Genomic DNA, 26,434 nt, shown 5'->3' on the forward strand with positions numbered 1-26,434 from the left:
AGTTCTGTGCGGGAGGAATCGGCGCCGGTCGGCGATTCCCTGGGCGGAGTGATGTCCCCCACCTAGAATGGGTGGACGGACATCGCGGCCGCATCGTGTGGACCCGGCCCCGTCCACCGGCCGCCGCGGTGCATGCGGGCGATCGGAGGTGGACGTGCATCCCTCCGAACCAGGGCGGTTGCTGCCGCGCCGGGCGCATCGGGCGATCGTCGCCCTTCTGGTCCTCTTCGCTCTGCTGATCGCCGGACCCCGGCTGATCGCGGTGTACACCGATTGGCTCTGGTTCGGAGAGGTCGGCTACCGGGAAGTGTGGGGCACTATCATCGTGACCCGGTTGGTGCTGTTCGCCGCGGTCACGCTGGTGGTGACCGGTCTGCTCTTCGGGGTGACGGCGTGGGCGTACCGAGCGCGACCGTTGTTCGCCGTCGGCCCGGACGATCCGATCGAGCGGTACCGAATCGTGGTGCTGAGGCGCCCGAAACTGTTCGCGATCGGTATCCCGTTGCTGCTGGGACTGTTCTTCGGCCTGAGCGCACAGAGTCAGTGGGCCAGAGTGCAGCTGTTCCTCCACGGCGGATCATTCGGTAGCGTCGACGCGCAGTTCGGGTACGACGTCGGGTTCTACGTCTTCGACCTGCCGTTCTACCGGCTCGTGCTGACGTGGGCGTTCCTCGCGCTGTTCCTGGCACTCGTGCTCTGCACGGCCACCCACTACCTTTTCGGGGGACTACGGCTGCCGTTCGCAACCGGCGCCGGGGACCGTCGTGGTGCCACCGGCGCGGCGGGTGCGACGACGCGCGCCGCCCGAATCCAGATCGCCGTGCTCGCCGGAAGTTTCGTCGCGCTCAAGGCGGTCGCGTACTGGTTCGACCGCTACCAGCTGCTGTGGAGCGGCCGGAAGGAACCGACGTTCACCGGGGCCGGATTCACCGACATCAACGCGGTGCTGCCGGCTCGCCTGATCCTCGTGGCGATCGCCGTGCTGTGCGCGGCAGCGTTCTTCGCTTCGATCCTGCTGGACGACCTGCGGGTGCCGTTGATGGCAACCGCGCTGCTGGTCCTGTCGTCGATCGTCGTCGGTGGGATCTTTCCGGCCCTCACGGAGCAGTTCTCGGTGCGCCCGAACGCGGCCGATCGCGAGAGCCCGTACATCGAGCGCAACATCGCCGCGACCAGGCAGGCGTACGGGATCGAGGCCGATCGCGTCGAGTACCTCGACTATCCCGGGGTCGGAACCCGGCCGCCGCGCGAGATCCCGGCCGACGTCACCACGATCGCCAACGCCCGGCTGCTGGACCCGAACGTGCTCTCGAGGACCTTCACCCAGCAACAGCAGCTGAAGAACTTCTACGGTTTCACTCCGCAACTGGACATCGACCGGTACACCATCGACGGGGAGGTCGGCGACTACATTGTCGCCGCCCGAGAACTGTCCCCGAAGAGCCTGAGCGGCAATCAGACCCAATGGATCAACCGGCACACCGTCTACACCCACGGCAACGGATTCGTGGCGGCGCCGGCGAACCGGGTCAACGCCGCCGTCCGGGACGCAGCCGCGGCCGGAAGCGGCAGCGACAGTGGATACCCCATCTACACGGTCAGTGACATCGCTTCCCAGGCCTCCGGTCGGCAACTGATCCCGGTCGAGCAGCCGCGCATCTACTTCGGCGAGCTGATCGCGGCGTCGGACCCGGACTACGCGATTGTCGGCGGGTCCGCCGGTGCGGCGCCGCGCGAGTACGACACGGATACCTCGCAGTACACCTACACCGGCAGCGGGGGCGTGCCGATCGGAAGCTGGATCAACCGGCTGGCGTTCGCGGTCCGGTACGGCGAGCGCAACATCCTGTTCTCCGGCGCCATCGGAGCGGACTCGAAGATCATCTTCGATCGCGATCCGAAGACCCGCGTGGAACGGGTCGCGCCGTGGCTCCGCACCGACGGCAATCCGTACCCGGCGGTCGTGGACGGACGGATCGTCTGGATCGTCGACGGGTACACCACCCTGGCGCACTACCCGTACGCCCAGGCCGGCGCGTTGCCCGGCGCCCACGTCAGCGATAGCGGCCGGCTGCTTCCGGGTGAGCCCGTCTCCTACATCAGGAACTCGGTCAAGGCCACCGTGGACGCCTACGACGGCACCGTCACCCTCTACCAGGTGGACACGAACGACCCGGTGCTCGCGGCGTGGATGGGGGCCTTTCCCGGCGCCGTGCAACCGCCGGAATCGATCACCCCGGAACTGCGCTCCCACTTCCGTTACCCCGAGGACCTCTTCGGTCTTCAACGGGACCGGCTCGCCAAGTACCACGTCGACGACCCGCGGGAGTTCTTCACCAACAACGCGTTCTGGTCCGTCCCCAGCGACCCGACCTCCGAGGCCGTGGGGTCGCAGCCGCCGTACTACGTGCTGGTCGGTGACCGGGAGAGCTCGGCACCGTCCTTCCGTCTCGCCAGCGCGATGGTCGGGTTCAACCGCGAGTTCCTCTCCGCCTACATCTCGGTGAACTCCGACCCGGACGGCTACGGCCGGATGGAGGTGCTGCAGCTGCCGACCGACACGCAGACCCAGGGGCCGCAACAGACCCAGAATTCGATGATCTCCGACACCCGGGTGGCCTCCGAACGCACCCTGCTCGAGCGGTCCAATCGGATCCACTACGGCAATCTGCTGACGCTGCCGATCGCGGACGGCGGGGTGCTCTACGTCGAGCCCCTGTACACCGAACGCCTCACCAGCACCGCCGACGGTTCGACCTTCCCGCAACTGTCGCGAGTGCTGGTCAGCTATCGCGAACCCAGCGCCGGCGGCGTCCGCGTCGGATACGCACCCACCCTCGCCGAGGCCCTCGACCAGGTCTTCGGTGCGGGGACGGGCCGGATGGCGACGGCGCCCGGCGGCGACGCCGCGACCCCGCCACCCCCCGATCCTGCGGCGACCGCTCCGCCACCCGAGGAGGGCGCGACGATGCCGCCGCCCACAGCGCCGCCCGCAGAGCCGACCCCGGAGCAGCTCACCGCTGCCGTCCTCGAACTGAACAGCGCCCTGGCGGATCTGCGCGACGCCCAGCGCACCGGCGACTTCACGTCGTACGGCGCCGCACTCGACCGGCTCCAACGTGCCATCGACAACTTCCTGGCCGCCGGGGGCAGCCTCAACTGAGGTGTAGCTATCCGACGCTTCTAACCTGTCAAGCGGCCGCGGTGCGCCGTGAGTCGGTCCGTGCGGCCTCCTCGTAGATGGTGTGATGAGCAGGGCAACCGTGGAGAATGCCGACGAGGCGGTTCGCCAAAGCACGATGTGGTGGGTGGCGCCGCCGGCACGGTGCCGGTCGTAATAGCGCGGGCGCCCGGCAGAGGCCTTGAGTGCAGCGAACGCCTGCGGATAGAGCGCATCAGCCAACCGTCGGTTCCGGGCGAGCACGACCCGTTTGATGCCGGAGGCTCGGGTCACCGGCGCCATGCCAGAGTAGTTTCCTCCGGGCTCGGACATCGGCCCAGCGTCCCGGATCATCCCCAATTTCTGCGAGCACCCAGGCACCGAGAACCACTCCCAGACCAGGCTGGCCCAAGTAGATCTCGGCGCCCGGGTGTCGACCAGAACCCGCCTTCACCTGTTCCTCCAGTCCGGCGATCTGTCGGGCCATCTCAGTAGTGACGGCGACCAATGCCGAGACGGCTGCGGCGTAGGTGTCGCCCGCACCGGCTCGGGCCGGCAGTTGCTCACTGCGCAAGCAGCGACGATCTCGGTGGCGCGAGTTCGGACGTATCGCTGTCGGCCGACTCTGCGGACCAGGGCCTCGACTCGCGTGACGGTGAATGCGAACCCCTGCTCCGGGCTGGGTGCGACGGACAGCACGGCGTGGGCATCACGTCCGGCCAAGTCGTCGAAAGCAGCCACCGCGACCGGGTAGTACTCGCGCAGCATCGACCCGGTCATGGACGTGTTGCGCTGCCGGGTCCAAATCGTCGCCCTCCATCCAGCCTCCGAATACCCTGGGAAAGGAGGGAAGGATCACCGTGCGATACGACGACTGGGGCGCCCGGTCGCCGCAGTGGGCGGGGTTGCGCAGCGTGTCGACGAGCGTGTGCGGCGTGCCCGTGCACTATGTCCGAGCGGAGCCCGCGTCGACCGCGCCTCCCGACGCGCCGGTTCACCTGCTGGTGCCCCCGATGACCGGTAGCGCGAGCATGTGGCTCGATCTCGTTCCTCCCCTGCGCCGGCTCGGGCCGGTGATTTCCGTCGACCTCCCGGGGACGATTGTCGGCCACACCGGTGATCCGTATCGGCATGGGCCACGCGCGGACCTGGACGCTCGCTTCGTGGCGGCCTTCGCCCGGCAGCTCCGCCTCGAGAGCCAGGTGCTGCTGCACGGCTGGTCGACGGGTGGCCCGGTGGCGGCGCTGGCCGCCACGATGATGCCCGAGAAGACTCGGGGAGTCGTCTTGGTGGCTCCGGCGCTGCCGTGGCGCCGGACGTCACCAGCCGAGGCATTCGGGTGGCAGACGCTGGGACGTCTCGTCGTCGCAGCCGGCCCGCCCACGACACGCCTGGTGCTGCGACTGGCGGGCCGGCGCATACTGGACGCCAAGCGAACCGCGATCGAAGACGCGGGCTCCATCTCCGGTGGCCGGACCGACCTCCTCGGTGGAAACTGGGGCCGTGTCTCACGAGCACAGGTCGACCTGTGGCTCGATGACCTCGAGGCGGCCCGCGAGCACCCGGAACGGCTCGCGGGCACGGCCACGGCGTTCGCGTCGATCGTCAGAGCCATGTTCATCACGCAGAAGCCGACGAACGAGGCTCTCGATTCCGTGCAGATGCCCGTACTCGTGCTGTGGGGAAGCGACGATCACCTTGTCGACCCCACGTCGCTCATGCAGCACGCCCGACGGCCGGGCTGGACACCCCGCCCCATCGAGGACGTCGGCCACCTGCTTCCCGTCGAGGCGCCCGACCTCTACGCGCAGGCAGTCTGCCAGTGGCTCTCCGACAGCCTCGAGATTCCCGGATTCGGGCGTCCTACGTAGATCGGTGTCTTCCCGACCCCAGCAGAACGGCACCGCGGAGACCAGTCCCTCACGGCTCGGGGATCGGCCTACGCGAATCAGGCACTGACACGCCGTTGAGAACCCGCAGCTCGGAAGCACCGATAAGTGACACCGAGCAGTGGAACCTACATGAGGGCCCTGCCGTCATCCGGCCCGCGGCCCGCCCGTCGTTCGGCCGGAGCCGCGCCCCATAGCCGCCCTCCGGCCTCCGTCAGGCGGCCGCCCGACGCGGTGGTCGCCGGGCACACCCGTTCGGCGAGGTCCGTCTTGCCCCGATGCAGGCGATGCACGTCCTCTAGGGCGCATCCGCCGCGGCGCAGCGGCGCTTCGGGTGGGTCGCCGAACGCGCAAGGTGCCGGTAGGATCCGGCCGCGACGAGCGACCCGTGCTTGTCAACCGTCCGGTTGCTTGTTGTCGGCGATGCCGACGAGCCGGTCCAGTGCGTCGGTCGTGGTGGCCGCCAGTTCGAACGGGTCGAGAACGAGGTCGGCGCCGGCGGTGAGGAGCCGTTCGGAGTCCTGGCTGCCGTGGGCGGTGACGGCGACCTTGCCGTGGAACCCGTGGTGACTGCCGCAGCCGGGTCGCGAGCAAGCCTGCCAGTGCAGCGAGGGCGAGGATCGTGGCGACGAGCGGGAAGGAGTGCAGGTCCATGAGAGGTCACCTATTCACGACTCGTCCGGCGGGGCGAGGGTCCCGGCCACCGGAAGGTCCGCGCTCCCTCGTGCGGCCCGGGCGCGCAGGGACTTGTCGACGGCGACGACGAGCACCGCGAGCGTGGCGAGGCCGACGATGCGCAACCATGCTTGCGCGTCGATCGGAGCGGTCTGGAAGAGGGTGTTCATGGCGGGCACATAGGTGATGGCGAGCTGCGCGACTGTCTGGGCGAGCACCCCGACGAGGATCCACCGGTTGCCGAAGAACCCGATCCGCCATACCGACGCCGTGAGCGAGCGGCAGCTGAAGAGGTAGAACAGCTCCACCGCCACGACGAGGTTGACGGCCGAGGTTCGTGCCTCGGCGAGGTCGGCACCGATGCCGAGCTCCCACTCGAACAGCCACCACGCGCCGCCCACGATGAGGCCGGACACCAGCAGGATCCGGGTGACGAGCGCGCCGGTCAGCAGCGGCCGCGTGGGATCCCGTGGGGGCCAGGTCATCGTGTCGGGTTCCTTCGGCTCGAACGCCAGCATGAGACCCAGTGCGACGGCGGTGGTCATGTTGATCCACAGGATCTGGGTGGGCAGGATCGGCAGGGTCGTCCCGAAGACGATCGCGGCGAGGATGACCAGGCCCTGACCGAGGCTGGTGGGAAGCACCCACACGATGAACTTCGTGAGGTTGTCGAAGACGCCGCGGCCCTCCTCCACGGCGGCCTCGATGGTGGCGAAGTCGTCGTCGGTGAGCACCATGTCGGCGGCCTCCTTGGCCACTTCCGTTCCACCGTGGCCCATGGCCACCCCGACGTCGGCCTGCCGCAGGGCGGGAGCGTCGTTGACGCCGTCGCCCGTCATGGCGACGACGTGGCCACGTTCCTGCAGGGCCCCGACCAACCGGAGCTTCTGTTCGGGGGAGACCCGTGCGAACACCCGGGCCCGGTCGACCGCGTCCGCGAGTTCCTCGGCCGGGATCGCGTCGAGATCCTGTCCGGTGAGCACGAGTCCGTCGTCGGCCTCGCCGATCAACCCGAGCTGCCGGGCGATCGCCGCTGCGGTGGCCGCATGGTCGCCGGTGATCATCTTGACCGCGATGCCGGCGACGTGGCACGCACGTACGGCGTCCACGGCGGCCTGCCGGGGCGGGTCGAGCATCGCGTGCAGGCCGGCGAACACCATCTCGCCGGAGACCACCGACAGGTCGAACTCCGCCTCCGCATCGATCGCGCGGACGGCCGTGGCCAGCACACGCAGCCCTTGCCGCGCCAGGTCCTCGGCGGCCCCCTGGACCGAGTCCCGGTCCAGGGGAAGGAGGCTGCCGTCGGAACCCATGCCGTAGCGGCAACGTTCGAGGATCCGCTCGACGGCCCCCTTGGCGAGCACGACCCGCTCACCCGTGCGGGGCTCGGCGTGCAGCGTCGCCATGAACTGGCGTTCGGAACTGAAGGGGATGGTGCCGATGCGGGGATGCCCGGCGCGGACGTCCTCGGGTGCCAGGCCGGCCTTGCCCGCGACGACGAGCATCGCGGCCTCGGTGGGATCACCGACGACGGACCACCGCCCGTCCCGCCGGTCGAGGTGTGCGTCGTTGCATCCGGCACCCGCCACGATCGTCCACCGCAGGGCCTCGTCCGAATCGGGCGCGGCCACGGCGCCGGCGGAATCGTGGACCACGCCCTCGGGCGCGTATCCCGAACCGGTCACGGAATACAGGGAGTGCACCGTCCACAGGTGGCGCACCGTCATCTGGTTCGCGGTGAGTGTTCCGGTCTTGTCCGAACAGATGACGGTCGTGCTGCCGAGCGTCTCGACGGCGGGCAGCCGGCGGATCACCGCCCGGCGCCGGGCCATCCGGGCCACACCGATGGCCATCGTGATGGTGACGACCGCGGGAAGCCCTTCCGGGATGGCGCCGACCGCAAGCGCCACCGCGGCGGTGAACGTTTCCGGCGCGTCCTGACCGCGGACGAGACCGATCGCGAAGGTCGCCGCCGCCAGCACGACGATCGCCACGGTCAGAACCCTGCTGAACGAGGCCAGTTTGGCGGTGAGCGGCGTGGCCAGCACGTCCGCGGCCCCGACGAGGCGATGGATCTCCCCGAGTTCGGTCCGGTCGCCGGTCGCAACGGTGACCCCGGCGCCCGCCCCGGCCGTCACCAACGTGCCCGAGTGCACCATGTTGCGGCGATCCGCCACCGGCGTGGCAGGCGGCAGTACCACCTCGTCCTTGACGACTGGAACGGACTCCCCGGTCAGGGCGGACTCGTCGATCTGCAATTCGGCGACGCGGATCAGGCGCAGGTCTGCGGGAACCTTGTCGCCGGCCTCGAGGACGACGAGATCGCCGGGTACGAGGTCGTCCGACGGCAGGGTCTGCTGGCGTCCACCGCGGATCACGCGTGTCTGTGTGCGCACCATGGACCGGAGTGCGTCGAGCGCCGCTTCGGCCTTGGACTCCTGGACGAAGCCGACGGTGGCGTTGACCAGGACGACCGCGAGGATGACGGCCGAGTCGACGTATTCGTCCAGCCACAGCGTGATCGCCGCTGCGGACAGCAGCACATAGATGAGGGGATTGTGGAACTGGCGCAGAATCCGCCGCAGCAACCCGTGGCCCGAGGCCGCCGGCAGCACGTTGGGCCCGAATCGTTCCAGCCTGCGGGTGGCCTCGTCCGCGTCGAGGCCGCGATGCGGATCGGTCTCGTGCAGGAGGACGACCTCGTGGACCGACAGGTCGTGGTGCGTATTGACGGGCGACGGATCGACGGGCAGGACCATGATGCGACCTCCGGCATCGGTTGCGGGCGCGACGGGGGCAGGAACGGGATCAGTCCGGCACGCGCCGGATGCAGAGCAGTCGGTCGTCGGCTCCGATGGTGGCGGCCTCCGGTGATCCGACGTGCAGCCGCCGGCCGTCACGGACGATCCCGAGCACGATGTCGGTCAGGTGGCGGGGGGATTCGCCGATCTCGGCGGCCTCGGCCGCCCGTTCGGTGATGGCGAACCCGGCCTCGGGGGTGAGCAGGTCTTCGACCATCTGCACCACGCCGGGTGTGGCCGTCGCGACGCCCAGCAGCCGCCCGGCGGTTTCGGAGGAGACGACCACGGTGTCGGCCCCGGACCGGCGGAGGACGTGGGTGTTCTCGGACTCGCGAACTGCGGCGACGATCTTTGCAGCGGGCGCGAGTTCGCGGGCGGTGAGGGTGACGAGCACCGCGGTGTCGTCGCGATCGGCGGCAACGACGATCGAGGTGCAGTGCGGAACCCCGGCCAGGCGCAGCACGTCCGATCTCGTGGCCGAGCCCTGCACCGTCACCAGACCCTGTCCGGCGGCGGCCTCGAGTATCAGTGGGTCGGTGTCGACGACCACGATCTCGGAGGGCGGGACGCCGTCCCCGAGCATCGCGTCCACTGCGGCACGGCCCTTGGTGCCGTAACCCACGACGACCGTGTGGTTGCGCGCCCGGCGTCGCCACTGCTGGATACGGAACGCCTGCCGCGAGCTCTCGGTCAGAGCCGAGAGCGTGGTGCCGACCAGGACGATGAGGAAGAAGACCCGTAGCGGAGTGATGATCAGGATGTTGACCAGGCGAGCCTGTTCGGTGATCGGAGCGATGTCGCCGTAGCCGGTGGTCGACAGCGACACCGTCGCGTAGTAGATGCAGTCCAGCAGGGACAGCTCGTCGTCCTGGCTGTCGGTGTAGCCGTCGCGGTCCAGGTAGACGACGAGCACCACCAGGGCCAGGGCGATCAGGGCGTAGCCGATCCGGCGGACGATGGCCCGGCCGGGACTGGTCTGCAACTGCGGGACCCGCAGGACGCCCACCAGCGCGAAGCCCGGGCGTTCGGTGAGCACGTCGGCGCCCGTCAACCGAGCACGCCACCTAGCCGGCATCGTGAAACCTGTGCATGCGTGGTCGCGCGATGTTCGATGTGCTCATCCGCCGAGTACCCGGCTCGGAACCCGACCTGCGAACGTACCCTGGTCCACGGTGCCTCCCTGGTCGTGAAATGCGAACGCCACTCGCCGACCAGACTTCCCGGCACTCCGGGCATCACCCTATCGTGCGGGCGGTCCGGATCGGAGGGACTTCGGCCCCTTGGGGAGTCCTAGTGCACGAGGGCGAGCCGGCGCCACGACCACAGCGTCAGGCCCGCCGAGACGGCAGGAACGACGAGGGCGAGCGCGAGTTGCGGACCGGTGACGGAACCGGCCTGCGGTCCCGCCGCCCACAGGCCCGGAGCCGAGAACGGGAACCAGCCGCCCGCTCCGGCCATGACCGCCATCTGGGCGACGACCACCACGGCGATGATCGTCCCGACCGCGGGCAGGTATCCCCGCGCAACGGTGGCGACCCAGGCGCAGGGGAATGCGAGTCCCGCGGTGAGCAGGGCGACGGCGAGGAATCTGCCCACGAGCGCCGGCGTCCCCGGGTCGAGGGGCTCGTCGTCGACGAGCGTTCCCGCCACCACCGCCAGTGCGGCGCCCAGCGCGAGGCTGGTGGCGGCCGCCCACGACAGCAGGATCAGCAGCTTTGCGGCGGCGAGGGCCGGGCGGGAGACCGGCGCGGCCCACAGACCGGTGATCGTTCCGTCGGTGAACTCGCGGCCGAAGACCCAGCCGATGACCACACCGAATCCGAGAAGCCCGCCCACCGAGACGATGGTGTCGGCTGCGGCGAACAGTCCCGCTCGGCCGCCGTCGCCGACGATGGTCTGCGCCTTACCCGCCATCACCGCGTTGGCACCGTGCACGGACTGCAGGGTCAGCACGCACATGGTCACCACCCCCGTCGTGAGAAGGGCGGTGGTGACCCATACGGGGCGTGCCCGCCGGAACTTGGCCCACTCGACCGTCAGCGCGGCCCGGATCTGCTCGGAGGTGGTCATCGTCGCGCCTCGCTGTCGCGGTACACCAGGTCGAAGAACTGCCGCTCGAGATCGATTCCGTCCGGGTCGAGGGAGCCGACGACGCGTCCCTCGTTGACGGCTGTGATGCGGTCGGCCACGCGGGCGACCTCGTCGAGATGGTGGCTGGACACCAGCGTCGCCGCGCCGCGCTCCCGGCTGCGCTGCAGCAGCGTGCGCAGCAGCATGATCCCGGCCGGATCGAGCGCATTGGTCGGCTCGTCCAGGATCAGCACATCCGGGTCCGCGATCAGCGCCGCGGCCAGACCCAGCCGCTGCCGGTTGCCGAGGGAGAGTTTCCGTGCGCTGGTCCGCGCCCACCGGGACAGGACCAGTTCCTCGATCCACCGGTCGGCCGCGGCGGTGGCGCCCGCCGCGGACAGGCCGGCGAGGCGGCCCGCGATGCGCAGGTTCTGCGCGACGGTCAGTTCGGGATAGGCCAGCGGTGTTTCGACCAGGTGCCCGACGCCCGTCCAGTGCCGTGCCGGCATCGTCGACGGCGCCAGGCCCCGCACGCGCACGATTCCGTCGTCGGGCTCGATCATGCCGAGGAACAGGCGCATCAACGTCGTCTTTCCCGCCCCGTTGAGGCCCACGAACGCGTGTACCTCGCCCGCCCGCACCTCGGTGGTGACGCCCTCGAGTACCGGCGCGGAGCCGTAGCGTTTGCACACGTTCCGGCACTCGAGCACGACGTCGCCGACCTCGGTCACGGCACCTCCCGTGACTGCCGTGAGGGACTGGCCTCCGGTGCGAGCTGGTGCAGGGCCGACGCAATCCGGTTGCCGAGAGCCTCGTCGCCGGTTTCTGCCCAGTCCGTCAGCGCCGCCATGAGTGCGCCCATGCAGGCCCCGGCGGCCACTGCGGCCTCGAGTCGTCGTGTCCCCGGTTCGGCGAGCGCGGCGGCGACGGCCTCCTGGGTGCGCAGGGTGTTCTCCCACATCCGCGCGCGCAGCCGGGGGTGTGCCGCGACGATCCGCAGGCGAGTGCGCACGTCCCCGAGATCCGTCTCGGGAATCAGCGCCCAGGCGTCGAGGATCCCCCGGCACGCCCGTTCCAGCGGGCTCCGGTCCGCCGGCTGCGCGGCCACGGCGTCCGCAATGACAGGGTCGTAGGGATCATCAAGCAGAACAGCGTCTTTGGATGGAAAGTACCGGAAGAAGGTCATGTGCGACACCCCGGCGGCGGAGGCGATCCGGTCGACGGTGACGGCGTCGTAGCCGTCCTCGGTGAACAGCTGCACCGCCGTTGCCTGGATGCGCTGCCGGGTCCGCTCGGACTTGGACACCCCATAATGTTAGCCACTAACAGTTCGGGCGATCAAGGGGTGTGCCGCCACTGCCCGGTCCACCCGGCGGGTTCTCACGTACTCACGACGTCGCGCTTCCGGAACGCGGCCAGCCCTGCCGCCGTGACGAGCGCGGTGAGAACGACGAGAGCGACGAAGGAGCCCGCGGCGAACGGTTCGAGCGGCATCTGCCGGACATGGTTCAGCGGGGAGAGGACGCCGGCGCTGTCGGGCAGGTCGAGGATCGGTCCGAAACTGCCCACCAGGTAGCCGTAGACGACCAGCACCCAGACCAGATCGAAGGCGCGGGGGGCGAGACCGAACAGCGCCGCTCCGATCGCCGCGATGCCGAGGACGGCGGGGGCGTATCCGAGATGCGCCCATACCGATGCGGGCACCCGAGTCGGCTCCCCGGTGGACGCCGCGGCCCCGAGCCCGGTCCCCACGCCGGCGAGTGCGAGGAGTGCCACCACGCCCAGAGCGGTCACGGACAGCCCCGCTGCCATCCATCCGGCACGGCTCGTAGCTGTCGCCAAAACGGGCTCGATCCGGCCCGACTGCTCCTCGCCCCGCAGGCGGCGGACGGACAGGATCGCGAAGCAGGAGGCGAGGAAGGCCGTCGTGTATCCGGTCAGGCCCAGGAAGCCGTCGACGAGATTCGCGGCCGAACCACCCATGAGCGCAAGAATGTCCTCGGGCAGGTTCGCAAAGCTCTCGGCGATCGAGCCGGTCAGGGAGCCGTAGAACGACCCCATCAGCGCCAGGCCCGCGCCCCACCCGGCGATGCTGCCGCGCTGCTGCCGTAGCGCCAGGGCGAACGGGTTCGCCAGCGCCGGTGCCGCCTCGGCCCGGCCCGGCCGTGGCGGCACCAGTCCGGCCCCGAGGTCGCGACGGTCCACGACACGGTACGCGGCCGCCGCGGCGGCCGCCGCGAACCCCAACGACAGGGCCAGCGGGCCCCATCGCGGATCGACGAATGCTCGCGTCTGCTGCGACCAGGCGATGGGGGACAGCCAGGACACCGCGCTGCCGTGCCGCTCCAGGACGTCGCCGACGCCCCGCACGACGAAGGCCGTTCCCAGCGCCGCTGCGGCCAGTCCTGTGGCGGTGCGCCCGTGTTCGCACACCTGGCACACCAGGGCGGTGAGCGCGGCGAAGAACAGCCCCAGCGCCGCGAACCCGGCCGTGAACAGCACCGCCCCGCCGGCGTCCGCCCCGGCGGCCGTCATTGCCGCGCTGCCCGCCACGACGAGGGCGGCGTTCGCGACGACTGCGGTCGCCAGGGCCGCGGTCAGCGGGGCGCGCCGGCCCACCGCGCCGGCCAGGACGAGTTCGGTGCGACCGTTCTCCTCCTCGCCCCGTGTGTGCCGGACGACGAGGAGAATGTTCATGAACGCGGCGGCGACCAGCAGGTACAGCCCGTACTGGTTCGCGACGAACGCCTCGAGCGTGGGGTCGTCCATGCCGTAGCCGGGACCCGACATCATCACCCCTGCCGGGTTGTCGGCGAAACCGGCCACGCCGCGGAGGTCCTCGGCGACCGGGTACGCCAGCTGCAGGGCGGCGACGAAGTACGCCGCCAGGGCCGAGATGCCGATCACCCACAGCGGCAGCTTGATTCGATCCCGGCGCAGGTCGAAGCGGACGAGGGACGCGGTCCCGGTGAAGGTGTTCATCGCACGCCGCCCACGCCGGCGATCTGTCGATCGCTGCCGTAGTGGCGCAGGAACAGCTCCTCGAGCGACGGCGGTGCGCTCTCGAGGCTGCGGACGCCGTACTCCGCGAGCCGGCGGACCACCTCGTCGAGGTGAGCGTTGTCGACCTCGAACACGGTGTGCCCGTGCTCGTTTCGCAGCGCGTGCACGCCCTCGGCCTGCGCCAGGCCGGACGTGTCGAGGTCGGTGCGGACCGTGATCGTCGACCGGGTGAGATGCCGCAGCTGGGCCAGCGACCCGGATTCCACGGTACGTCCGTCCCGGATGATGGTCACGGTGTCGCAGAGCTTTTCCACCTCGGCGAGGATGTGACTCGACAGCAACACCGACGAGCCGCGCTGCTTCGCTTCGGCAACACAGTCCTGAAACACCCGTTCCATCAACGGGTCGAGGCCGGACGTCGGTTCGTCGAGGACGAGGAGCTCCACGTCCGAGGCGAGTGCCGAGATCAGCGCCACCTTCTGGCGGTTGCCCTTGGAATAGGCGCGGCATTTCTTGCGAGGGTCGAGTTCGAAGCGTTCGACCAGCTCGGTGCGGCGCGCACGGTCGGCCCCTCCCCGCAGGCGGCACAGGAAGTCGATGGCCTCGCCGCCGGTGAGCGACGGCCACAGGTCGATGTCGCCCGGGACGTACGCGAGGTGCCGGTGCACTTCGACGGCGTCGCGCCACGGATCGAACCCGAGCACGGATGCGGAGCCGCCGTCGGCGCGCAGAAGCCCGAGCAGGATCCGGATGGTCGTGGACTTGCCGGCACCGTTGGGGCCGAGGAAGCCGGCCACTTCACCGCGGCCGACGTGCAGGCTGAGACCGTCCAGCGCGGTCGTGGCGCCGAACGTCTTGGTGAGGTCGTGGACCTCGACGATCGTGTTCATGATTGTGTCCTGGGGTAGGCGGGTTCCGGATCAGGAAGGGGGAGCGGCGGATTCGCCGCCCCCGGCGCCCGCCGGCGGGTCCGGGACGTACATCAGGTAGTCGTCGAGCAGCTTGCGGCTGGTGAGCAGACCCTCGGAATACAGCTCGAGGGCCGGTGCGGTGACGGTCTCGGTCAGGTGCCGGAAGAACCCGGTGAAGTCTCCGCCCCGCAGGAGTTCCGGGTGCAGGGTCATCTGCAGCAGCATCGACCCCACGCTCATGCCGGTGAGCAGGCGGGCCCGGGCGCGGTTGTCCCGGGAGGGCCGGATCAGCCCGTTGCGTTCGCCCTCTGCGAGGTAGTCGACCACGTCGTCGACCAGGTGATCGAAGAACTCCGCCGCGCTTTCGCCGCCGGCCTGGAAGGTGCGGGCGACGTAGACGGCGAGCGGGGCGTACTGCTCGGCCCGCCCGAGTTGCGCCAGCCACGGACCGGAGTCGCCGGTGGCGAGGGTCGTCCGCTTGGAATCGCGGATCTGTCCCAGGACCCACTCGTCGCACGCACGTCGCAGGTCCTTCTTGGACCCGAAATGGTGCACGATCAACGCCCCGCTCACCCCCGCGTCCGCGGCGATGGTCCGCAGGCTCGCGTCGAAGCCGTCGCGAGCGAAACGGAGGATTGCGGCCTCCCGGATGCGCGCCGCGGACGTGAGGTCCCGGCGATCGGCTGCCGAGAGGCGACCCGGCGTTGAACGCATGGTCAGTATATTAACCGCGTGTTCAATCGTCGGCAAGAGCCGGGAGGAGGCCCGCCCCGAGGCGCCTACGGCGGACCCTTCACGCGGGCGTTGTCGAGCATGCGCATCACCCTCGTCGCGCTCACCCCGTGCACGAGGACGGAGAGGACGACGGTGAAGGCGACGGCGGCCCACAGCTCCTGCTCCTGCGCGATGTCGAGCTCCGCCGCCGCGTACGCGAGGTAGTAGACGGAGCCGATCCCGCGCACGCCGAAGAAGGCCGTGACGCGGCGTTCGCGGACATCCATCTCGTCACAGCCCAGGAGCGAGACCCAGCCGACCACCGGCCGTATCACGAGGACCAGGGCGGCGCCGACGAGAACCGACCCCCACGACAACTCGGCGAGCAGGCCGGTGGTGAGGCCCGCCCCCAGCAGGAGCAGGACCGCCAGCGTGAGGACGTGCTCGAGCTGCTCGATCAGGCTGTGCATCTCGGCGTGGTACTCGTGTGCGCGTTCGATGCGCCGCATGGCCACGGCACACACGAACACGGCGAGGAAGCCGTAGCCGCCGATCAGTTCGGCGATTCCGTACACCGCGAACGTGGCGGCGAGCGCGACGATCGGTTCGCCCCGGTCGGCCAGCCGGACGTGCTCGACGGGGAAGTGGAACACCGCCCGCCCGACGAGATGGCCCGCCAGCCCTCCCACCACGGCGCCCAGGACGATCTTGCCGAGCAGCTCCCACAGCACCCAGGAGACGATCCAGTCCTCGATCGGTCCCTTCGTGAACAGGAACAGCGCGAGGTAGACGAACGGGAACGCCAGCGCATCGTTGAGGCCGGCCTCGGAGGTGAGCGCGAACCGCACTTCGTCGTCTTCGCGGTGGGAACCCTCCCCGGACGTGGGGCCCTCGACCTGCACGTCGGACGCCAGCACGGGATCGGTGGGAGCCAGGGCGGCCCCGAGCAGTACCGCGGCCGCGGGGGTGAGGGCCGCGGCCCACCAGCCCAGCACCGCGACGGCCGCGATGCCGAGGGGCATCGCGATCAGCAGCAGCCGCCGGGTGGACTTCCACGACCGCCACCCGAGGGGACGGTCGATCGCGAGGCCCACGCCCATGAGCGCGACGATCACGCAGACCTCGCTGAGGTACTCCGCCACGGCCGGGTGCCCGCCGGGAGTGAGGGCTTCGGCGTTGTCGAACAACAGCCCCAGCACCGCGCCGGCCACCAGCACGATCATGGGTGCCGAGATCGCCCGGTTGTGGAACAGCCGCGGCACGGTGACGGCGAGAAGCAGCGCGAGCCCGGCGGAAACGTAGATGATCGCGGTGTCCAGTGCCGTGGCCTTCGTTCGCTGCGACGTGGTCGGCGCAAGGATGCCCAGGCGACCGTCGTCCGAAACGCGCGCCCCCGCGCCACCCGGGTCCCGGTCAGATGTCGAAGAACACGGTCTCGATCCCGCCTTCCGGGGTGTCCTGCAGACGCACGTCGAAGGTGTAGACCACCTTGCCGTCGCGTTCGGAGCGCTTCGCGATCAGCGTGTCGCGGCGGACCTCCCACTCGATCCCGTCGAGTACGGGGTCGGCGGCGTTGGCGTCGGCCTCGTCGTCGAAGTAGACCCGGGTGTGCAGGCCGATGTTGATGCCCCGTGCGAACAGCACCATGAGGATGTGCGGGGCCTGGAACCCGCCGACGTTCGCCGGCACCGGTCCCGGTTTGATCGTCTCGAAGGTGTAGACGCCGGTGTCGAAGTCGCCGCCCGTGCGGCCCCAGCCGCGGAAGGTCGGATCGATCGCCCTGTCCTGGGCGTGTCCGTCCTGGGTGTCGCCGGGGTGGGCGTACCTGCCCGCGGCGTTGGCCTGCCAGATCTCGATCAGCACGTCGCGCACGGGCGTGCCGGTGCCGTCGAAGACGCGGCCCTCGAGGGTGATGTGCTCGCCCTTCGTCTCCGGGGCGGTCAGCACGTTGCCGAAGTTGTTGTCGAAGATGTCGAACCCGGCCTGCTGCGGTGCGAGCCCGATGTGGACGTACGGGCCGCCGGTCTGCGAGGGGGTCTCCGGGCGGCGCTCGATCATGCTGTGCGGGGAAAGGCTCATCGGGGGGCTCCGGGGAGGTTGGCGTTGTCGAAGAAGGTGGCGCGGCGGCCGCGCAGGGTGAGGTCGAAGCGGTAGGTACGCGCGTCGAAGGGGGCGTTGTTGGCGGGATCCTCCTGCGCGATCAGGCTGCGCAGCTGGTCCAGCGTCGGGATGGTCTTCGCGATGGGGCAGCGCTCGATGAGCGGGTCGCCCTCGAAGTACATCTGGGTGATCAAGCGCTGCGCCCAGCCGGTGCCGTGGATCGAGAAGTGGATGTGGGCGGGCCGCCAGGCGTTGGTGCTGTTGGCCCACGGGTACGGCCCGGGCTTGATGGTGCGGAAGAAGTAGTAGCCGTTGTCGTCGGTGATCATGCGGCCGCAACCGCCGAAGTTCGGGTCGATCGGCGCGAGGTAGCGGTCCTTCTTGTGGCGGTAGCGTCCGCCGGCGTTGGCCTGCCACGCCTCGACCAGGGCGCCCTTCACCGGGTTGCCGAACTCGTCGCGGACGTAGCCGTGCACGATCAGGCGCTCGCCGATCGGCAGGCCGTCCTTGGCGAAGTTGAGGATGAGGTCGTTGTCCTTCTCGCCCAGCTCGCGACGGTCGAAGACCGGCCCGGTCGTCTCCGAGAGCGTGTTGCGCGGCGCGATCAGGGCATTGCGCGGGGAGCGCAGCACCGACGTGCGGTATCCGGGGGTGAGGGCGGGCGGGTGCTGAGTGTGGTCGCGTTCGACGAATTCGCCGGACGCGGCGCCGGGGGCGGCGATGATCATGAGGCGGTACTCCTGGGGACTGTCGCACTGCGACGGACTGGATGTGATCCACGTTATGGGTGAGTATGAGTCATGTAAATTGACGGTTTCGGCCGAATTTCATAACCTGCAGTGATGGAACGCGGTTTCGTGCCCCCGGTCGACCGGGCGTCGCGGCTCCTGGATCGCATCCGGTTGCGCCACCTCACGTGCTTCGTCGCCGTCGCCCAGGAGGGCAACCTCGGCCGGGCCGCCGGCCGGCTGCATCTGAGCCAGCCGGCGGTCACCAAGACCCTCAACGAACTCGAATCCCTGGCCGGCCTGCGCCTGGTGGACCGCGGGCGGCACGGCGCCCGGCTCACCCCCGCCGGCGAGGAGTTCCTGGGCCACGCCGTCGAGGTCACCGACGCGTTGGCGTCCGCCGCCCGCGCCCTCTCCGGGACCGGGCAGCCGGCCGTCGCCCCCGTGCGGGTCGGCGCCCTGCCCACCGTCGCGAGCACCCTGCTGCCCGGTGCGGTCACCCGGCTGCGGGACCGGCGTCCGCACGTCGGCGTGCAGATCCGCACGGCCCCGAACACCGCACTGCTGGGCGCGGTGCGCGCCGGCGAGCTCGACTTCGTCCTCGGCCGGATGGCCGACCCGGAGACCATGCAAGGGCTCTCGTTCGAACTGCTGTACGCCGAGTCGCTGGCCCTGATCGTGCGCCCGGGGCATCCGCTGGCCGGGGGTCCGGTATCGGTGCCGGCGGTGCTGAACCACCCCCTCGTCGTCGCCACCGCCGGAACCGTGCCGCGGCACCACACCGAGGGCTTCCTCGCCCGGCACGGCCTGCGGCTGCCGTCCGGCAGCGTCGAGACCCTCGACGTCTCGGTCGCGCGCGGGCTGGTGCGCGCCGGCGACGCGGTGTGGCTGACACCCGAGCGGGTGCCGCAGGACGACCTCGACGACGGCACGCTCGTGCGGCTGCCGGTACCGACCCCGGGCACCGCCGAACCCGTCGGACTGCTGCGCCGCAGCAGCGCGGACACCCCCGTCGTCGCGGACGAGCTCATCGGGATCCTGCGCGAACTGGCCGTCGGGTGATCATGGCAGGATCTCCCGCATGGCTGAACAGACTTCCGACACGCCGACGACCGAACTGTGGGTCGAGCGCACCGGCACCCGCCGCTACACGGGCCGCAGCTCCCGAGGTGCCGAGGTCCTGATCGGGTCGGAGACCGTCGAGGGTGTCTTCACCCCCGGCGAGCTGTTGAAGATCGCGCTGGCGGCCTGTTCGGGGATGAGCTCGGACTTCCCGCTGTCGCGCCGGCTCGGCGACACCTACGACGTCACGATCCGTGTCTCCGGCGCCGCGGACCGGGAGAACGAGGTGTACCCGCACCTCGTCGAGGAGATGGCGCTGGACCTGAGCGAACTCGACGAGGAGGCGCAGCAGCGCCTCGTCGCGCTCGTCGAGCGATCCGTCGACAAGGTGTGCACCGTCGGCCGTACGCTCGAGGCCGGCACCGAGGTGACGCTGAAGATCGTTCCGGACGCGTGAGCGGTGGATCTCGGCAGGGAGGGCGGATGATTCGTACAGCGGCCGGACTCGCGCTCGCCGTGGGGTTCCTGGCGGGCGGGGCGCCGGCGACGGCCGCGCCCGCTCCGGCGGACTGCGCGCCGTGGCGGGTGGACGTCGTCGCGTCCGGGCTCGGCGTGCTCGAGAATCTCGCGTTCGACGGTCGCGGCCGGCTGCTGGCCTCGGCGTCCACCCCGGCCGGCGGCGGGTCGCTGCTGGCGCTCACGCCCGAGGGACGGGCCGACGCCGTGGTGGCCGAGGTCCCGGCGCCCGGCGGCATCGTCGTCGACGACGGCACGGCGTACTTCACGACCGGCAACGGCACCGTCTCCGGACTGCTCGGCCGCACCGACGGCACCCTGGAGGCCGTCGACCTCGACACCGGGACGCGGCGCACCGTCGCGTCGGGTCTGACCATGCCCAACGGTCTCGTCCGCCTGCCCGACGGGGACTTCCTCGTCAGCCGGAACCTGGGCAGCCCCCCGGGCCTGACGCGCGTCCCGGTCGAGGGTGGGGCCCCGGAAACGATCCGCACCGACCTCGGCTCCGTCAACGGACTCGCGGTCGACGGCGAAACCGTTTATGCGGCTACGACTTTCGATCCGACTACCCGAATTCACGCGTTGAACGCCGGCGACCTCACCGGTCCGGTCCGGACCCTGGACCCGTCCGGGCCCGGGCCCCTCGAGACCGCCGACGATCTCGACGTCGGACCCGACGGCGCGTTGTACGTCCCGCTCAACGTCGCCGGGAAGATCCTGCGGGTCGACCCGGTCACCGGCACCGGCTGCACGGTCGCCACGGGGGTGCCCTTCGTCTCCGCGGTCGCGTTCGGCGAGGGCCCCGGCTGGGACCCGGACGTCCTCTACACCACCGGCTTCGACGGCGCCGTCCACGCCGTCCGTCCGGTCCGCAGTTCGGGGGAGCAGCCATGACGCAGTCGCCGCCGGACGCCGTCCGGCTCACCGCCTGGGTGCACGGGCGCGTGCAGGGTGTGGGGTTCCGCTGGTGGACGCGGTCGCGAGCCCTCGAACTCGGCCTCGCCGGTCACGCCACCAACCATCCCGACGGGCGCGTGCTCGTCATCGCCGAGGGCCCCCGCGACGCCCTCGAACGACTCCTCGCCGCGCTGCGCTCGGGCGAGACCCCGGGAGAGGTGCGGCTCGTGGTGGAGAGTTGGGAGCCGACGCGCGGTGACCTGACCGGCTTCGTCGAGCGGTGACGGCCCGCCGGTAAGGTTTTCGCACATGTATTTGAAGGGTCTGACGCTCAAGGGCTTCAAGTCTTTCGCGTCCGCGACGACTCTGCGGTTCGAACCGGGCATCACGTGTGTCGTGGGGCCGAACGGTTCCGGCAAGTCCAACGTCGTCGACGCCCTCACCTGGGTGATGGGGGAGCAGGGCGCCAAGGCGCTGCGCGGCGGCAAGATGCAGGACGTCATCTTCGCCGGGACCGCCGGCCGGCAACCCCTCGGCCGTGCCGAGGTCACCCTCACCATCGACAACTCGGACGGCGCGCTGCCCATCGAATACTCCGAGGTGTCCATCACCCGGCGGATGTTCCGCGACGGGGCCGGCGAATACGAGATCAACGGGAACTCGTGCCGGCTGATGGACGTGCAGGAACTGCTGTCCGACTCCGGCATCGGCCGCGAGATGCACGTCATCGTCGGTCAGGGCCGCCTCTCCGCCATCCTCGAGTCCCGGCCGGAGGACCGCCGCGCATTCATCGAGGAAGCCGCCGGAGTCCTCAAGCACCGCAAGCGCAAGGAGAAGGCGGTCCGCAAGCTCGACGCGATGCAGGCCAACCTCGCGCGCCTGACCGACCTCACCGCCGAGCTGCGCCGGCAGCTCAAGCCGCTCGGCCGCCAGGCCGAGGTGGCGCGCCGCGCCCAGACCATCCAGGCGGACCTGCGCGACGCCCGGCTGCGGCTCGCCGCCGACGACCTCGTGACCCGGCGCTCCGAGTTCGCCGACCAGGACGAGCAGGAACGCGTCCTGCGCGAGCGACTCGACCACGTCTCCGCCGAGCTCGACGACGCCAACGCCGAACTCGCACGCCACGAGGAGGCGGTCGCGCGACTCACTCCCGGCGCCGAGGCCGCGTCACAGACCTGGTTCCGGCTCTCCGCGCTCGCCGAACGTCTCGGCGCCACCGTGCGCATCGCCCAGGAACGCGCCCGCCACCTCGACACCGCCCCGGCGGTCCGCGACGGCCAGGATCCGGACGAGATGGAGGCCCGTGCCGACCGCATCGCCGAAGAGGAGGCCGAACTCCTCGAGGCCGTCGAGGTCGCCCACGGCACCCTCGAGGCCGCGAAGGAGCAGCTCGCCGTCCAGGAGGAGGCCGCCGCGGCCGCCGAGCGGGCGCACCTGGCCGCAGTGCGGGCCGTCGCCGACCGGCGGGAGGGACTCGCGCGCTTGGCCGGACAGGTCGACACCGTGCGCACCCGCGCCGAGTCCATCGACGCGGAGGTGGCCCGGCTGACCGTCGCCATCGAAGAGGCCCGGCTGCGCGGTGTCGCCGCCCAGGCCGAGTTCGAGACGGCCCAGGCCCGCATCGACGACCTCGACGCCGGCGAGATCGACGCCGACGCACAGCACGAACGCGCCCTCGAGGCGCTGCGACTCGCCGACGCCCGCCTGAAGGAACTGCAGGACGCCGAGCGCGCGGCCGGCAAGGAGGTCGCCTCCCTCGGGGCGCGCATCGAGGCGCTGGCGATGGGTCTCGAACGCAAGGACGGCGCCGCCTGGCTTCTCGAGCACCGCCCCGACCTGGGATTGTCGGGTCCCCTCGCGGAACGCGTCCGGGTCGAGGCCGGCTACGAGGTCGCCGTCGCAGCGGCGATGGGCCCGGCCGCGGACGCGCTGGCCGCGGATTCGGTCCCGGCGGCGGCCGCGGCCGTCGCCGCGCTGGTGGACGCCGACCAGGGCCGGGTCGCGTTCGTCGCCGGGGGCACCACCGCGCCGGCCGAGCCGGCGAGCCTGCCCGACGGGACGCGCTGGGTGCGGGACGTGATCGACTGCCCGCCGGAACTGCGCGGCGGACTCGACGCGCTGCTGGCGCGCACCGTCGTCGTGGACGACCTGCGCTCCGCGATCGAACTGTGCCACGTGCGCCCCGAACTGCGGGCAGTGACCCGGAGCGGTGACCTCGCCGGCTCGGGCTGGGTCGTCGGTGGATCCGGGCGCGCGCCGAGCACCCTCGAGGTCCAGGCCGCGATCGACGCGTCCCGCGCCGACCTCGACCGCGCGGTCCGGCGCTCCGAGGAACTCTCGGCGGCTCTCGCCGGCGCCCTGGCCGAACAGGCGGCCCGCGCCGAGGTGGCCGAACAGACCCTCGCGGCCCTCAACGAATCCGACGCCGCGATGTCCGCGGTGTACGAGCAGCTCGGCCGGCTCGGGCAGGCCGCGCGCGCCGCCCACGCCGAGTCCGAGCGCCTCGCGGCGCAGCGCACCAACGCCGAGACGGAGCGTGACACGGCCCGCCGCGAGGTCGTCGAGCTCGAGGAGCGGCTGCGACTGGCCGAACAGGAACAGAGCGACGCGGGCGCCGATCCGGGCACCGACTCGACGGCAGTCGACCGAGAGGTCGCCGCCGCTGCCCTCGCCGAGGTCCGGGCCGTCGAGATGGAGGCGAGGCTCGCGGCCCGCACCGCGGAGGAGCGCGCCCAGGCGCTGCGCGGCAAGGCGGACTCGCTGCGCCGCGCAGCCCAGGCCGAGCGCGAGGCGCGGGCCCGGGCCGAACGGGCACAGCGCGCCCGCAAGCAGGCCGCGGCCGTCGCCGCGGCCGTGGCCGAGTCCGGCGCCCGGGTCGCGGCCCACCTGGACGAGGTGGTCGCCGCGGCCTCCGCCCACCGGGACGAGCTGACCCGTCAGCGCGCCGAGCGGGCCGAACAGCTCGACAAGGTCAAGGAGCGGGTGCGCGACCTCTCCGCGCAGCGGGCCCAGCTCACCGACGCGGTGCACCGGGACGAGGTCGCCCGCGCGCAGGCCGCGCTGCGGATCGAACAGCTCGAGCAGGCCGTCGTCGAGCAGTACGCCATCGCGCCCGACGATCTGGTCGCCGAGTACGGCCCCGAGGTGCCGCTGCCACCGTCCGACCTCGAGATCGCCGAGTTCGAACAGGCGCGGGAACGCGGAGAACAGGTCGTCGCGCCGCAGCCGCAGCCGTACGACCGCGCCACCCAGGAGCGGCGCGCCAAGCGCGCGGAGAAGGACCTGACGACCCTCGGCAAGGTCAACCCGCTGGCGCTCGAGGAGTTCGCCGCGCTCGAGGAGCGGTACAACTTCCTCGCCACGCAGCTCGAGGACGTCAAGAACGCCCGCAAGGACCTGCTCGGCGTGGTCGCCGACGTCGACGCCCGCATCCTGCAGGTGTTCACCGAGGCGTACGCGGACGTCGAGCGCGAGTTCGAGCAGGTGTTCGCCAAGCTCTTCCCCGGCGGCGAAGGCCGCCTCGTGCTGACCGATCCGTCGGACATGCTCACCACCGGCATCGAGGTCGAGGCCCGGCCGCCGGGCAAGAAGGTCAAGCGGCTGTCGCTGCTCTCCGGCGGCGAGAAGTCGCTGACGGCGGTGGCCATGCTCGTCGCCATCTTCCGGGCCCGGCCGTCCCCGTTCTACGTCATGGACGAGGTGGAGGCCGCTCTCGACGACACCAACCTGCGCCGGCTCATCGGGCTGTTCGAGCAGCTTCGGGAGAAGTCCCAGCTCATCGTCATCACCCACCAGAAGCCGACGATGGAGATCGCCGACGCCCTGTACGGGGTCAGCATGCGCGGCGACGGCATCACCCGCGTCATCTCGCAGCGGATGCGTGGTCAGGATCTTTCTCGCCCAGAGCTGAGCGCGGCCGTTGCGCCTGACAGTATGGGGGCGTGAGTACCGGAGCCTGGATAGCCATCGCGGCGGCACTTGCCGTCCTCCTCGTCGCGCTCGTCGTCGGCCTGACCCTGTACCGGAGACGGCGGGTGTCGCTGACGGCCGAGCAGACGCCGCAGCTCGGCACCGCCGAGCAGAAGGATCGTTCCGGCGGTTACAAGGCCGCGGGCGGCTTCAGCTTCACCCAGGGGGCGACCGCGACCGCGCCGCCCCAGCCGGTCGAGCGGCCGGTTCCGAGACCGCCGGTGGTCCCGGAACCGCCCGCGTCCCCCAAACCGCCGGTCGCTCCGGAATCGACGGTGGTGCCGGAACCGAAGGTCGTGTCACTGCCCCAGGAGGTGTCGGAGGCTCCGGCGCCGACGGTCGAACCCCGGGTGGAGCCCGAGCGGGCCCCGGAGGCCGGCGCCGCCCCCACCGTGGAACCGGCCCCCAGGGTCGAGCCCGTCCCGGACGTCGAGCCGGAGACCGCCCCGGCGCCGTCCGAGGTCGTCCCGCCGGTCGAGGAAGTTGCGCCGGTCGAGGAAGTTGCGCCGGTCGAGGTCGTCCCGCCGGTCGAGGAAGCTCCGCCGGCACCCGCCGTCGAACCCGAGGTGGCCCCGCCGCCGACCGCCGAGCCCGAGGTAGCGGCTGTCCCGCTCGTTCCCCCGATCGAGGAGATCGCCCCGACCGAGGGCCGGCTGGACCGGTTGCGCGGCCGACTTGCCCGGTCGCAGTCGGCGGTGGGCAAGAGCCTGCTCGGCCTGCTCGGCGGCGGCGACCTCGACGAGGACTCGTGGGAGGAGATCGAGGACACCCTGCTGATCGCCGACCTCGGTGCCGCCACCACCACCCAGATCGTCGAGCGGCTGCGGGTGCAGATGGCCGCCCGCAGTGTGCGCACCGAGGCCGAGGCCAGGGCCGTCCTGCGGGACGTGCTGGTCGAGGCGCTGCACCCGGAGCTGGACCGGTCGATCAGGGCGCTGCCGCACCAGGATCACCCGGCGGTGCTGCTCGTCGTCGGGGTCAACGGCACCGGTAAGACCACCACCACCGGCAAGCTCGCCCGGGTCCTCGTCGCCGACGGCCGCCGCGTCCTGCTGGGCGCCGCCGACACCTTCCGTGCGGCCGCCGCCGACCAGTTGCAGACGTGGGCCGAGCGGGTCGGCGCCGAGGTCGTGCGCGGCAAGGAGGGAGGCGACCCGGCCGCGATCGCCTTCGACGCCGTCGCCAGGGGCACCGATCAGGGTGTAGACGCCGTGCTCATCGACACCGCCGGCCGGCTGCACACCAAGACCGGTCTGATGGACGAGCTCGGCAAGGTCAAGCGGGTCGTGGAGAAGAAGGCCGCGGTCGACGAGGTGCTGCTCGTGCTCGACGCGACGATCGGGCAGAACGGCCTGATGCAGGCGCGCGTGTTCGCCGAGGTCGTGGACATCACCGGCGTGGTGCTGACCAAGCTCGACGGCACGGCCAAGGGCGGGATCGTCTTCCAGGTCCAGCACGAGCTCGGGGTCCCCGTGAAACTCGTCGGTCTCGGTGAGGGCGCGGACGACCTCGCGCCGTTCGAGCCGGGCGCATTCGTCGACGCCCTGCTGGGCTGATCCACCGCACCACCGCCAGCTCACCACCGGCCACCCGGCCTCCGACCGGGTGGCCGGTTTTGGTCACGGAAAGGTCACAAATCGTCACTCGGTTCCCATCTGCCACTCCGGTTCGGTAGAAACAGGTGCCGGACGGATCCCGCGGGGCGGGTGGCGACGGGGAAGCAGCGACGAGAGGCTCCTACGGGAGCTCGCCGCGCTGGCCACCCGGTCCCGCCGGGTCCGTCCCGGCTCGGGTCGCGATCCGTCCCGATCCACCCCTTCCCCGCTCGCGTGAGCACCGCCGCGAAACGCCGTGCGACGGACCCGGTTCGGCCGCCGGCGCCGGTGGATGCGCCGCGAAACAGGAACGAAACACATGTCCGATTTGCGTTCACTCCGCC

The 26,434-nt window shown here is 71.0% G+C and carries 19 protein-coding genes; 8 read left to right on the forward strand and 11 right to left on the reverse strand.

All coding sequences use genetic code 11. From position 1 onward, the window contains the following. The first annotated feature begins 148 nt into the window (after positions 1 to 148). Together HFP48_RS11805 and HFP48_RS11810 are read left to right on the forward strand one after the other, a co-directional pair. Positions 149 to 3,163, forward strand: coding sequence for a UPF0182 family protein (locus HFP48_RS11805; protein ID WP_168579542.1), 3,015 nt, complete (start codon positions 149 to 151; stop codon positions 3,161 to 3,163). A gap of 857 nt (positions 3,164 to 4,020) precedes the next feature. Continuing rightward, complete coding sequence (locus HFP48_RS11810; protein WP_168579543.1) at positions 4,021 to 5,031, forward strand: alpha/beta hydrolase; 1,011 nt, start codon at positions 4,021 to 4,023, stop codon at positions 5,029 to 5,031. 686 nt (positions 5,032 to 5,717) lie between these two features. Here HFP48_RS11810 and HFP48_RS11815 read toward each other — a convergent pair. The 11 genes from HFP48_RS11815 to pcaH all read right to left on the reverse strand — a co-directional run bounded on the left by HFP48_RS11815 (position 5,718) and on the right by pcaH (position 18,051). Next, entirely contained in the window at positions 5,718 to 8,483 is a 2,766-nt protein-coding gene (locus tag HFP48_RS11815) for a cation-transporting P-type ATPase (RefSeq protein ID WP_168579544.1), read from the reverse strand. Positions 8,484 to 8,532: 49 nt separating this feature from the next. After that, on the reverse strand, positions 8,533 to 9,600 hold the full coding sequence (locus HFP48_RS11820) for a potassium channel family protein (protein ID WP_168579545.1): 1,068 nt from the start codon (positions 9,598 to 9,600) through the stop codon (positions 8,533 to 8,535). 215 nt (positions 9,601 to 9,815) lie between these two features. Then, positions 9,816 to 10,595 (reverse strand): ABC transporter permease, encoded by a 780-nt coding sequence (locus tag HFP48_RS11825; protein WP_168579546.1) that lies wholly within the window; start codon positions 10,593 to 10,595, stop codon positions 9,816 to 9,818. Continuing rightward, positions 10,592 to 11,326 (reverse strand): ABC transporter ATP-binding protein, encoded by a 735-nt coding sequence (locus HFP48_RS11830; RefSeq protein WP_006933645.1) that lies wholly within the window; start codon positions 11,324 to 11,326, stop codon positions 10,592 to 10,594. The genes HFP48_RS11825 and HFP48_RS11830 overlap by 4 nt, the downstream gene beginning before the upstream one ends. Next, complete coding sequence (locus HFP48_RS11835; RefSeq protein ID WP_161995753.1) at positions 11,323 to 11,901, reverse strand: TetR family transcriptional regulator; 579 nt, start codon at positions 11,899 to 11,901, stop codon at positions 11,323 to 11,325. Before HFP48_RS11835 ends, HFP48_RS11830 begins: the two co-directional genes overlap by 4 nt. A gap of 74 nt (positions 11,902 to 11,975) precedes the next feature. After that, positions 11,976 to 13,577, reverse strand: coding sequence for a hypothetical protein (locus HFP48_RS11840; RefSeq protein WP_168579547.1), 1,602 nt, complete (start codon positions 13,575 to 13,577; stop codon positions 11,976 to 11,978). Beyond that, the gene (locus HFP48_RS11845; protein WP_029543193.1) at positions 13,574 to 14,488 is read right to left on the reverse strand and encodes an ABC transporter ATP-binding protein; all 915 of its coding nucleotides are present in this window, start codon (positions 14,486 to 14,488) and stop codon (positions 13,574 to 13,576) included. The genes HFP48_RS11840 and HFP48_RS11845 overlap by 4 nt, the downstream gene beginning before the upstream one ends. 30 nt (positions 14,489 to 14,518) lie before the next feature. Continuing rightward, positions 14,519 to 15,223 (reverse strand): TetR family transcriptional regulator, encoded by a 705-nt coding sequence (locus HFP48_RS11850; protein ID WP_029543194.1) that lies wholly within the window; start codon positions 15,221 to 15,223, stop codon positions 14,519 to 14,521. Positions 15,224 to 15,288: 65 nt separating this feature from the next. Further along, entirely contained in the window at positions 15,289 to 16,527 is a 1,239-nt protein-coding gene (locus HFP48_RS11855) for a cation:proton antiporter (protein WP_168580562.1), read from the reverse strand. Between the two features lie 109 nt (positions 16,528 to 16,636). Further along, positions 16,637 to 17,302 (reverse strand): protocatechuate 3,4-dioxygenase subunit alpha, encoded by a 666-nt coding sequence (gene pcaG / locus HFP48_RS11860; protein ID WP_006933660.1) that lies wholly within the window; start codon positions 17,300 to 17,302, stop codon positions 16,637 to 16,639. Next, positions 17,299 to 18,051: a protocatechuate 3,4-dioxygenase subunit beta gene (gene pcaH / locus HFP48_RS11865; protein WP_006933662.1), complete on the reverse strand. Its 753-nt coding sequence runs from the start codon at positions 18,049 to 18,051 to the stop codon at positions 17,299 to 17,301. The genes pcaG and pcaH overlap by 4 nt, the downstream gene beginning before the upstream one ends. Positions 18,052 to 18,165: 114 nt before the next feature. Here pcaH and HFP48_RS11870 point away from each other — a divergent pair, with 114 nt between their 5' ends. From HFP48_RS11870 to ftsY, 6 genes are read left to right on the forward strand one after another with little or no spacing between them, the layout of a single operon-like run. Next, on the forward strand, positions 18,166 to 19,113 hold the full coding sequence (locus HFP48_RS11870) for a LysR substrate-binding domain-containing protein (protein WP_043800032.1): 948 nt from the start codon (positions 18,166 to 18,168) through the stop codon (positions 19,111 to 19,113). A gap of 19 nt (positions 19,114 to 19,132) precedes the next feature. Further along, positions 19,133 to 19,570, forward strand: coding sequence for an OsmC family protein (locus tag HFP48_RS11875; RefSeq protein ID WP_006933666.1), 438 nt, complete (start codon positions 19,133 to 19,135; stop codon positions 19,568 to 19,570). Positions 19,571 to 19,596: 26 nt separating this feature from the next. Further along, positions 19,597 to 20,523, forward strand: a complete 927-nt coding sequence (locus tag HFP48_RS11880) for a hypothetical protein (RefSeq protein WP_029543201.1) — start codon at positions 19,597 to 19,599, stop codon at positions 20,521 to 20,523. Next, positions 20,520 to 20,810, forward strand: coding sequence for an acylphosphatase (locus tag HFP48_RS11885; RefSeq protein WP_006933673.1), 291 nt, complete (start codon positions 20,520 to 20,522; stop codon positions 20,808 to 20,810). Before HFP48_RS11880 ends, HFP48_RS11885 begins: the two co-directional genes overlap by 4 nt. A gap of 25 nt (positions 20,811 to 20,835) precedes the next feature. Next, on the forward strand, positions 20,836 to 24,471 hold the full coding sequence (gene smc / locus HFP48_RS11890; protein WP_029543202.1) for a chromosome segregation protein SMC: 3,636 nt from the start codon (positions 20,836 to 20,838) through the stop codon (positions 24,469 to 24,471). Further along, positions 24,468 to 26,051: a signal recognition particle-docking protein FtsY gene (gene ftsY / locus HFP48_RS11895; protein WP_168579548.1), complete on the forward strand. Its 1,584-nt coding sequence runs from the start codon at positions 24,468 to 24,470 to the stop codon at positions 26,049 to 26,051. The genes smc and ftsY overlap by 4 nt, the downstream gene beginning before the upstream one ends. Positions 26,052 to 26,434 lie beyond the last annotated feature (383 nt).

The organism is Rhodococcus sp. DMU1, assembly GCF_012272955.1.
In the GTDB taxonomy this organism is placed as follows: Bacteria; Actinomycetota; Actinomycetes; order Mycobacteriales; family Mycobacteriaceae; genus Rhodococcus; species Rhodococcus aetherivorans.

What these genes read in the sequence shown, in the direction of transcription:
- HFP48_RS11875 (WP_006933666.1), top strand. Translation starts at nt 19,133, where the DNA reads ATGGCTGAACAGACTTCCGACACGCCGACGACCGAACTGTGGGTCGAG.
- pcaG (WP_006933660.1), bottom strand. Translation starts at nt 17,302, where the DNA reads ATGAGCCTTTCCCCGCACAGCATGATCGAGCGCCGCCCGGAGACCCCC.
- HFP48_RS11820 (WP_168579545.1), bottom strand. Translation starts at nt 9,600, where the DNA reads ATGCCGGCTAGGTGGCGTGCTCGGTTGACGGGCGCCGACGTGCTCACC.
- HFP48_RS11815 (WP_168579544.1), bottom strand. Translation starts at nt 8,483, where the DNA reads ATGGTCCTGCCCGTCGATCCGTCGCCCGTCAATACGCACCACGACCTG.
- pcaH (WP_006933662.1), bottom strand. Translation starts at nt 18,051, where the DNA reads ATGATCATCGCCGCCCCCGGCGCCGCGTCCGGCGAATTCGTCGAACGC.
- HFP48_RS11850 (WP_029543194.1), bottom strand. Translation starts at nt 15,223, where the DNA reads ATGCGTTCAACGCCGGGTCGCCTCTCGGCAGCCGATCGCCGGGACCTC.
- HFP48_RS11825 (WP_168579546.1), bottom strand. Translation starts at nt 10,595, where the DNA reads ATGACCACCTCCGAGCAGATCCGGGCCGCGCTGACGGTCGAGTGGGCC.
- HFP48_RS11840 (WP_168579547.1), bottom strand. Translation starts at nt 13,577, where the DNA reads ATGAACACCTTCACCGGGACCGCGTCCCTCGTCCGCTTCGACCTGCGC.
- HFP48_RS11885 (WP_006933673.1), top strand. Translation starts at nt 20,520, where the DNA reads ATGACGCAGTCGCCGCCGGACGCCGTCCGGCTCACCGCCTGGGTGCAC.
- HFP48_RS11870 (WP_043800032.1), top strand. Translation starts at nt 18,166, where the DNA reads ATGGAACGCGGTTTCGTGCCCCCGGTCGACCGGGCGTCGCGGCTCCTG.
- HFP48_RS11880 (WP_029543201.1), top strand. Translation starts at nt 19,597, where the DNA reads ATGATTCGTACAGCGGCCGGACTCGCGCTCGCCGTGGGGTTCCTGGCG.
- smc (WP_029543202.1), top strand. Translation starts at nt 20,836, where the DNA reads ATGTATTTGAAGGGTCTGACGCTCAAGGGCTTCAAGTCTTTCGCGTCC.
- HFP48_RS11845 (WP_029543193.1), bottom strand. Translation starts at nt 14,488, where the DNA reads ATGAACACGATCGTCGAGGTCCACGACCTCACCAAGACGTTCGGCGCC.